This window comes from Fulvivirga kasyanovii, from assembly GCF_009711405.1.
GTDB lineage: Bacteria > Bacteroidota > Bacteroidia > Cytophagales > Cyclobacteriaceae > Fulvivirga > Fulvivirga kasyanovii.
In genome coordinates, this window is sequence record NZ_SMLW01000002.1 from 1 (window position 1) to 203 (window position 203).

Sequence of the window (203 nt, forward strand, 5' to 3'; positions counted from 1 at the left end):
AGATTGTTGAAGAAGCCGCTAAAGAACTTAATAAAACAAGGGCTACAGGTGGTAATATAAGGATAGATTATGAGCTACGGGGCAGGGACATACCCGGCAGGGAGATGTTTTACTACGCTTACCGTGAGATGGAGGCCATGCTATCAGGCCAGCAGCCCCTAAGCCTGAAAAAAGCCGTGTTCTTGTATGAAAAAGCTTATAAC

General features: G+C 45.3%; 1 protein-coding gene. It reads left to right on the forward strand.

What is annotated here, in order from left to right:
* Window positions 1-203, forward strand: a 203-nt coding sequence (locus E1163_RS29940) for a hypothetical protein (protein ID WP_221417835.1), incomplete at both ends; no start/stop codon positions are given.